A 7,725-nucleotide genomic window follows, 5' to 3' on the forward strand; every position below is an offset into this window, starting at 1 on the left:
CTAGTCTAGGTCAGCACCGCGTCGAACTGTTCGGCGATCCAGTCGGCCTCGCCGTCGTTGAGTATCAGCGGCGGGGCGATGCGGACGGTATGGTCGTGGGTCTCCTTGGCGAGGAGTCCCCGGGCCTTCAGGGCTTCGCAGACGCGCCGGGCTCCGCCAGCCTCGGCGTGGAGTTCGACGGCGATCAGCAGGCCTCGGCCGCGGACTTCCTTGACGCTGTCGGCGCGGATGGACTCGAGCGATGTTTTCAGGCGCCGGCCCACCCGGGCGGCGTTTTCGGTCATGCCCTCCTCGACCAGCACTCTGAGCGCGGCGCGGGCCACGGCGCAGGCGAGCGGGTTACCGCCGAAGGTCGAGCCGTGCTCGCCGGGGTGCAGGACGTCCATCACCTCTGAGTTCGAGAGCACCGCAGAGACAGGGTAGAAGCCGCCCGAGAGCGCCTTGCCGATGAGGGTCAGGTCAGCTTCGATCCCCTCGTGCTCTTCGGCGAGCAGCTTGCCGGTGCGGCCAAGGCCGGTCTGGATCTCGTCCAGGATCAGGATGACGTCATTGCGCGTGCAGAGGTCCCGAGCGCGCTTCAGATAGCCGGCGGGAGGGATGATCACGCCGGCCTCCCCCTGGATCGGCTCGACGAGGAAGGCCACCGTGTTGGGACCGATGGCGGCCTCCAACGCTTCGGCGTCGCCATAAGGTACGACCCTGAAACCGGGCGCAAACGGACCGAAGCCGCCACGCGACTGTGGGTCGGTGGAAAAGCCCACGATGGCCACAGTACGGCCGTGGAAGTTGTTGGCTGCGACGATGATCTCAGCCCGGCCCTGGGGCACGCCCTTGACCTCATAGCCCCATTTGCGGGCGACCTTGATGGCGCTTTCGACAGCCTCTGCGCCGGAGTTCATCGGCAGGGCCTTGTGCGAGCCGGTCAGCGCACAGAGCTCCTCATAGAACGGAGCGAGCTGGTCATTGCGGAAGGCGCGCGAGGTCAGCGTCAGGCGCCCGGCCTGCTCGACCATGGCCGCCAGGATCTTCGGGTGGCAGTGGCCCTGGTTCACCGCCGAGTAGGCCGACAGGCAGTCGAGGTAGCGGCGGCCCTCTACGTCCCAGACGTAGACGCCTTCTCCCCGGGTCAGCACCACGTCCAGCGGCTTGTAGTTTTTCGCGCCATAGAGGGTCTCCAGCGCGATCAGGTCGGCAGTCAGGCTGCGTTGCAGGGCGATGTCGTTCATGGGGGCGCTCATTCTGCGGCGAGTATCGAGGCTTTCACGACGCCGGGGCGGCGCTCGCGGGTCCGGTCGAGGCGCAACGTCATGCAGTAGGCCGCGCCTCCGGAAAGTATGAAGGGACTTAAGTCGATCTCCGTGAGGCTGTAGCCTCGGGCGCAAAGCTTCTCGCGAAGCGACGCTGGAGCGCGCGACATGATGATCCGGGCGTCGAGGTCGACGGCGTTGACGCAGAAGGCGGCGGCCTCCTCGTCGGTGGCCTCGATCCGCTGAGTCTGGGGCACGCGCGCGCGGATCGTCGCCTGGGACTTCGGGGTGAAAGCGGCCGGATAGTAGAGCAGCGTTCCGCCGGTCAGCGGGCAGAAGCAGGTGTCGAGGTGGTAAAAGCGATCGGACGCCAATTCGAGTCCCACCACGTCCTCGCCGAAGGTTCGCGCGATGGCCCCGATCGAGGACCTGCTGGAACGTGGTCCGTAGCCCGCCCAGAAAAGGCGTCGCTCGGCGTCCCATATGCTGTCGCCGGCGCCTTCCTGGAATACGCCCTCCGGCAGGTCGACGATCTCTTGCACAAGGCCGCGAGACTTCAGCCTTGCGAAGACGGAACGGAAGACGGCTTCCTCACCCTGCCGCTCCGGGAATCGGAATCGCGCCAGCAGTGCGCGGCCGTCCAGCACTATCGCAGCGTTGGCCGTGAATACGAGATCAGGCAGGCCGCGTACCGGCCCGATCATCTCGACGATCGCGCCCTCAGCTTTCAGGGCGTTCTTCAGGCTGGCTGACGCCGCCTTTGCTACAGGCAGGACTTCGGGCCGCCAAGCCGTGGGCCGCATCCACGGATTGATCCGATAGCTGACGTCGAAGCAGCTTGGATCGGTCATCAGGAAGCGCCGCATGCGAACCTCAGGCCAACGACATCGCTGATCAGGATGGCTCGAGGGACCGCTAGCGAACAGATTGCAGGATGCTACAATTAGCGAAATTATCTGGCGATATGGTGGGTCGGAATAACGAAATGATGGATGACCTGGATCGCCGGTTGCTCGGGTTGCTGAGAGCTGATTCGCGCCAGCCGGTGGCCTCGTTGGCCGCCAAGCTCGGCGTCTCCCGTGGCACCGTGCAGAACCGCATCGCCAAGATGCTTGGGCCAAAGGGCGCGATCCAGGGGTTCACCGTGCTGACCCGTCCGGAAATGGAGGCGAGCCGCGTACGGGCCATCATGACCATCGCCATCGAAGGTGAGGGCTCCGGTGGGGTGGTCAAGGCGCTGCGCGGCTTTCCGGAGGTTGCGGCGATTCACACCACCAATGGCCGCTGGGACCTCGTCGCCGAGCTCGACACCGAGACCCTCGCCGAGTTCAGCCGCACCCTCGACCAGATCCGCCTGATCGACGGCATCGCCGCCACCGAGACCTCGATCCTGCTGGCCACGCAGAAGATGTGAGGGCTAAACGTGGCGCATGAACGCGCCCTTCAAAACCGACAGGCTGCCGCAGTGGCGACTCGATGACCTCTACACCGGTCGCGACGACCCGAAGATCGAGGCCGATCTCGCCAAGGCCAAGTCAGCCAACGATGCGCTGGTCGCACTGAAGGGCCGGTTCGTAGCCAGCCGCAGCGACGCACGCCTTCTTGGCGAATTGCTGGACAACGGCATCAAGCTCTATGAGGCGGCGACCAATGGCCTGTGGGGCGTCGGGGCCTATGCGGGCCTGGCGTCATCAACTGCACGAGACAACCCCACCTGGGCCAAGTTCGAGGCGGATTTTCGGGCGCGCTCGTCGCAAATCGCCGCGGAGAGCCTGTTCTTCACCCTGGAGATCAACGAGCTCGACGACAACGAGATCGAGGCGGCGTTTCGCGCCCACAAACCGGCAGCTCGCTGGCGGCCGTGGATTCGCCGCGTGCGGCTCTCACGCCCCCACGAGCTGTCACCCGACCTGGAACGAATGCTGATCGACCGCGGACCCGCTGTCGCCAACTGGAGCCGACTGTCGGAAGAGACGCTAGCGTCGCTCACCGCCAAGGTCGGCCGCGAGACCCTTACGCTGTCCGAGGTGCTCAACCGGATGTCCGACCCGGATGGCCTTCGCCGCAAGCAGGCCGCACAGGGACTGGCCAAAGCGCTGCAGCAACACACGCCAGCGCTGGCGCTCTGCCTCAACACCCTCGCCTTCGAAAAGCAGATCGAGGACCGGTGGCGGAAATATCCCGACCCGGCCGCCTCGCGTCACATCGCCAACGAGGTCCACGCCGACGCGGTCGCCGCACTCGAAGCCGCGGTCGTCGAGGCCTATGAGCCGGTCAGCCACCGTTATTACCGGCTGAAGGCCAAGGCCATGGGCCGCGACGTGCTGGACCAATGGGACAGGAACGCCCCGCTCGATACCTCCGCGCCGCGAACCTACGGCTGGGACGACGCCAAGGCCATGGTGCTGGAGAGTTTCTCTGGCCTCGCCCCCAAATTCGCCGACACCGCCCTAACCTTCTTCACCCACCCCTGGATCGACGCGAAGCCGCGGCCCGGCAAGCAGTCGGGCGCCTATTCGCACCCGGTCACAGCCGAGCGGCACCCTTACGTCTTCCTGAACTACATGGGTGAGCGGCGCGACGTGCTGACGCTTGCCCACGAGCTCGGGCACGCCGTCCACCAGACGCTGTGCGCTCCGCTAGGGACGCTGCTCGCCGACACGCCGCTGACGCTCGCAGAAACCGCCTCGATCTTCGGTGAAGGCTTGGTGTTCGAGCGGCTGTTGGCCAACGCGTCCAAGACCGAGCGCCGAGGGCTGCTGGCCGGCAAGATCGAGGACGGGATCAACACAGTGGTCCGCCAGATCGCCTTCCACCGCTTCGAAACACGCTTCCACGCAGCACGGCTGCTGGGCGAAGTTTCCGCTGAGCAGATCGGTGCGATCTGGCTGGAGGAGATGGGTGCCAGCCTCGGACCCGCCGTAACGCTGAACAAGGGCTACGAGCATTACTGGGCATACGTCAGCCACTTCGTCCACGCGCCCTTCTACGTCTACGCCTACGCTTTCGGGGATCTGTTGGTGCGTGGCCTGATGGAAAAACGGCGCGAGGACCCGAAGGCGTTTGCGCCCCTTTACGAAGACCTGCTGGCCGCCGGCGGCACGCGAACCTACGTCGAGGCGTTGGCGCCGTTCGGATTGAACCCGCGCGGGAAGGCGTTCTGGGCCGCGGGAATGAAACAGATGGAGCGGCTGGTCGACGAGTTCGAGGCGCTCGTGTGACGCTAGGCGCGCTCGCCGCCCTGGCGTTGGCGGCAACGGCGGAGCCCTGCCGGACCGTCCACGGCCGGATGGAGTTATGGAACGGCGCGCCGTCGGTGCGGATCTGGGTGGTCGGGACCAAGCGGGTCCTGGGCGTGGCGCAACAGGAAGCGTCCTTCAAAGACCTGCCTCTCGCGGTGCGCCAAATCTGGACCGGCGCCGACGCCGACAAGGACTGGGCGACGGCGATCTATGGCGACTTCCAGGTCTGTCCACTCGCCGCGGAGCGAGCGGGACACATGCAGGCCGTCCGATTGATCGACGCGACCCCATCTGTCTTGGCGCCCGCGCCCCCTAGCCTCTGCCCACCAGGGCCAGCGGCTTAAATCGGCATCCAGGTGTCGGGTCGGTGCGTTTCCGATCGTCCTTCGCACGCCAACGGAGAGACGATATGAAGATCCTTACGACACCGCTCGCCGTCCTGGCGGTGGGGTTCTGCGCTGCAACGCAGGCGATATCGGCGCCTGCCCCGCCGCGAGAGCCGCCGGCCGGAGTGTACGTGCTCGACAAGGCCCATACCCGGGTAAGCTTCCGGGTCAGTCATCTGGGCTTCTCACACTACACTGCACACTTCTCGACCGTCGAAGGCAGGCTGAAGTTCGATCCGGCGGCGCCCGCGGCGATGGCTGTCGAGGCGACCATTGATCCGAAGTCGCTGGTGCTCAACACCCCGCCGCCCGGCTTCCACGACGAACTGATGGGCAAGACCTGGTTCGATGCGGCCGACTTCCCCACGATGACCTTCAAGTCCACCAAGGTTGTGCCGACCGGCGCCAACGCGGCGAAGGTGACGGGCGACCTCACCTTGCGCGGCGTGACCAAGCCGGTGACGCTCGATGTCACCTACAATGGCGGCTATCCGCCGATGCAGTTCGATCCGGGCGGGGCGCGGATCGGGTTTTCGGCGCACGGGACACTCAAGCGATCGGACTTCGGCATGAAGTCCGGCATCCCCGCGCCCGGCTCGAATATGGGCGTGAGCGACGATGTCGAGGTGGCGATCGAGACAGAGTTCTCCTCGAAAGGCCCCCCGGCGGCGAAGTAAGGTTTGGGCCTCAGCGGGCTTCCAGCCAGCTCCGCATTTCGGCCGCCTCGCGCCGTCCGCTCATCAGGTAGCCAATGTCGGCGCCAACGGTGACCAGGTCGAAGCCGCGCGCGATCATCTTTTGCGAATAGCCGAGGCTGGCGGTGTGCACCCCGACCCTGACGCCCGCGGCCTTACAGGCCGCCAGGATCTTGTCGAACGCAGCCATCAGGGCAGGCGCATCGGAGTCCTGGCCCGGCGGCCCGCCAAGGGCCAGCGACAGGTCCGAAGGTCCGATATAGACGCCGTGGAGTCCCGGCGTTGCGACGATGGTTTCGACGTTTTCAAGGCCGCCGGCTGTCTCGATCATCGCGAAGGCCATGATCTCGCCGTTGGCTTTGGCGTGGTAGTCGCCGCCGCCATAGACCGCAGCTCGAGTCGGCCCCGAGCTGCGGTACCCTTCCGGCGGATAGCGGCAGGCCTGCACGAAGGCGGCGCACTCGGCCGCATCGTTGATCATCGGACAAATGACGCCATAAGCGCCGGCGTCGAGCGCCCGCATGATCTCGCCAGGCTGGTTCCAGGAGACCCGCACCAAGGGCGTCGCCGGCGTCGTTGAGATGGCCTGCAGCATGGCCAGCATCTCGGAATAGCCGATCACGCCGTGCTGGGTGTCGATGGTGACCGCGTCCCAGCCCATCGACGCCATCAGCTCTGCGGAAAAGGCGCCCGGCATCGAGCACCAGCCGTTGATGACCGGACGGCCCTGGGTCCAGAGTTCACGTAGGCGGTTGCTGCGCATGGCGTTCTTTCGGGTCTGTGGTCGAGCCTAGTGCGGCGCGCGCACGGTGGCAGGATGCCGCGCTCCGCGCCATTTCGCCGCAGGGGCCCCAGCGTTACCATAAGGCCAGAAACCTGCCGCATTTTCCCTATGAAACGCGCCGCACCGCGAGATGCGAATTTCGAGCGGCCGGGGGCGTCTACGTCATGGAACGAAATCCCAACAGCAAGGCCGCTCGGCCGTCCGAGATCATGCGCTCGCAGCGCGAGGTGATCCGTCAGCAGGACGAGATCATCGATGTCCTGAAAAGTGCGCTTGCCGCGGCCGGCGTGGACACCGCGCCCTGCCACGACCGCTGGATGACCGGCCTTACCCGGCAGGAACGCGCCCTGGTGGGGGTGCTCTTCGCGAGATACCCGCATGCCGTGCCGCGCGACACGCTGCTCGACTTCCTTCCCGGCCACGACCATGTCAAGGAGCGCCAGCTCCAGGTCGTCGATGTGATCGTGCACAAGGTTCGAAAGAAGCTTGGGGTGCACGCCGTGGAAACCGAGCGCGGCCGCGGCTTCCGCCTCGGGCCCTCGTTCTATGACGAGTTGCCGAAGCAGAAGCTCGAGGCGCGCGACGCCTCGAGCATCAGGCCGGAGCATCCGAGCTTCGCCTGAGCGCCGAGCTTCCGCCGCCCGAGCCCAGTTCCCGGATCAATCGCCGGCGTAGGCCTTCACCAGATCCGTCAGGTAGTCGCGGCCGGTGTAAACCGATTTGACCGCAATGTGCTCGTTGAGGCCGTGCGCCCCGCTGCCTTCGGGGCCCGACCAGAACCCGGGAACGCCATAGGTAGGAATGCCGACGGGAGCGAGGTAGAGCGCGTCACTCGCACCGGTGGACATCGTGGGGATCACCGGCACGCCCGGGAAGTACTTGGCGGCGACTTTCTCCGCTGGGCCCATGATCTTCGGATCGAGCGGTGACGGCATCGATTTTCCGCGAATTGGCGGCAGGGCGGTCAATTTCACGCCGGGGTCGCCGATAGCGGCCTCCAGCGCGGCTTTGGTCGCCTCCATGGTGGAGCCCGGGAACATCCGGCAATTGATGTTGGCGCCGGCCCGCTGGGGCAGGGCGTTCTCCGCATGGCCGCCGTCCAGCAGGGTGGCGACGCAGGTGGTGCGCAGCATCGAATGGAACGCCCGGTCCTTGTTGAGCTCAGCCTCGGCGGCCTTGTCGTTCGGGTCTTTGGCGATGGCGACCATCGCCTGGCCCATGGCGTCGGTGCGTCCGGCGCCGGCCTTGGCGAAGAAGGCGCGGGTGACGTCGTTGAGCTGCAGCGGGAAGTCGTAGTCGCGCACCTTCAGAAGGCCCTGGGCCAGCTGATAGATGGCGTTGTCCCTGATCGGCACGGAGGAGTGGCCGCCG

Annotated in this window: 9 protein-coding genes; 5 read left to right on the forward strand and 4 right to left on the reverse strand. The window is 66.1% G+C overall.

The features are described from left to right. Positions 1-5 precede the first annotated feature (5 nt). Positions 6-1,226, reverse strand: coding sequence for an ornithine--oxo-acid transaminase (rocD, locus tag VGI62_RS02995; protein WP_331502909.1), 1,221 nt, complete (start codon positions 1,224-1,226; stop codon positions 6-8). 8 nt (positions 1,227-1,234) lie between these two features. Next, entirely contained in the window at positions 1,235-2,113 is an 879-nt protein-coding gene (locus VGI62_RS03000) for a dimethylarginine dimethylaminohydrolase family protein (RefSeq protein WP_331502910.1), read from the reverse strand. 119 nt (positions 2,114-2,232) lie between these two features. Between VGI62_RS03000 and VGI62_RS03005 the strand changes: the two genes are divergently transcribed. The 4 genes from VGI62_RS03005 to VGI62_RS03020 all read left to right on the forward strand — a co-directional run bounded on the left by VGI62_RS03005 (position 2,233) and on the right by VGI62_RS03020 (position 5,552). Next, entirely contained in the window at positions 2,233-2,661 is a 429-nt protein-coding gene (locus VGI62_RS03005) for an Lrp/AsnC family transcriptional regulator (RefSeq protein WP_331502911.1), read from the forward strand. A gap of 16 nt (positions 2,662-2,677) precedes the next feature. Then, positions 2,678-4,468, forward strand: coding sequence for a M3 family oligoendopeptidase (locus VGI62_RS03010; protein ID WP_331502912.1), 1,791 nt, complete (start codon positions 2,678-2,680; stop codon positions 4,466-4,468). Continuing rightward, positions 4,465-4,833 (forward strand): hypothetical protein, encoded by a 369-nt coding sequence (locus VGI62_RS03015; protein ID WP_331502913.1) that lies wholly within the window; start codon positions 4,465-4,467, stop codon positions 4,831-4,833. The genes VGI62_RS03010 and VGI62_RS03015 overlap by 4 nt, the downstream gene beginning before the upstream one ends. A 65-nt stretch (positions 4,834-4,898) precedes the next feature. Further along, positions 4,899-5,552, forward strand: coding sequence for a YceI family protein (locus VGI62_RS03020; RefSeq protein WP_331502914.1), 654 nt, complete (start codon positions 4,899-4,901; stop codon positions 5,550-5,552). 10 nt (positions 5,553-5,562) lie between these two features. On the opposite strand, the gene VGI62_RS03025 is transcribed toward VGI62_RS03020, so the two are convergent. After that, the gene (locus VGI62_RS03025) at positions 5,563-6,333 is read right to left on the reverse strand and encodes an HpcH/HpaI aldolase family protein (RefSeq protein ID WP_331502915.1); all 771 of its coding nucleotides are present in this window, start codon (positions 6,331-6,333) and stop codon (positions 5,563-5,565) included. Positions 6,334-6,518: 185 nt separating this feature from the next. Here VGI62_RS03025 and VGI62_RS03030 point away from each other — a divergent pair, with 185 nt between their 5' ends. Then, entirely contained in the window at positions 6,519-6,977 is a 459-nt protein-coding gene (locus VGI62_RS03030) for a helix-turn-helix domain-containing protein (protein WP_331502916.1), read from the forward strand. Positions 6,978-7,013: 36 nt separating this feature from the next. Here VGI62_RS03030 and VGI62_RS03035 read toward each other — a convergent pair. Next, positions 7,014-7,725 (reverse strand): M20/M25/M40 family metallo-hydrolase (locus VGI62_RS03035; RefSeq protein ID WP_331502917.1); only part of this gene is annotated, 712 nt, incomplete at its 5' end.

It is taken from the genome of Phenylobacterium sp., assembly GCF_036495085.1.
In the GTDB taxonomy this organism is placed as follows: Bacteria; Pseudomonadota; Alphaproteobacteria; order Caulobacterales; family Caulobacteraceae; genus Phenylobacterium.

Bases quoted from the DNA above. Each gene is read 5' to 3' on its own strand.
- VGI62_RS03000 (WP_331502910.1), bottom strand. From the start codon at position 2,113: ATGCGGCGCTTCCTGATGACCGATCCAAGCTGCTTCGACGTCAGCTAT.
- rocD (WP_331502909.1), bottom strand. From the start codon at position 1,226: ATGAACGACATCGCCCTGCAACGCAGCCTGACTGCCGACCTGATCGCG.
- VGI62_RS03010 (WP_331502912.1), top strand. From the start codon at position 2,678: ATGAACGCGCCCTTCAAAACCGACAGGCTGCCGCAGTGGCGACTCGAT.
- VGI62_RS03025 (WP_331502915.1), bottom strand. From the start codon at position 6,333: ATGCGCAGCAACCGCCTACGTGAACTCTGGACCCAGGGCCGTCCGGTC.
- VGI62_RS03020 (WP_331502914.1), top strand. From the start codon at position 4,899: ATGAAGATCCTTACGACACCGCTCGCCGTCCTGGCGGTGGGGTTCTGC.
- VGI62_RS03005 (WP_331502911.1), top strand. From the start codon at position 2,233: ATGATGGATGACCTGGATCGCCGGTTGCTCGGGTTGCTGAGAGCTGAT.
- VGI62_RS03030 (WP_331502916.1), top strand. From the start codon at position 6,519: ATGGAACGAAATCCCAACAGCAAGGCCGCTCGGCCGTCCGAGATCATG.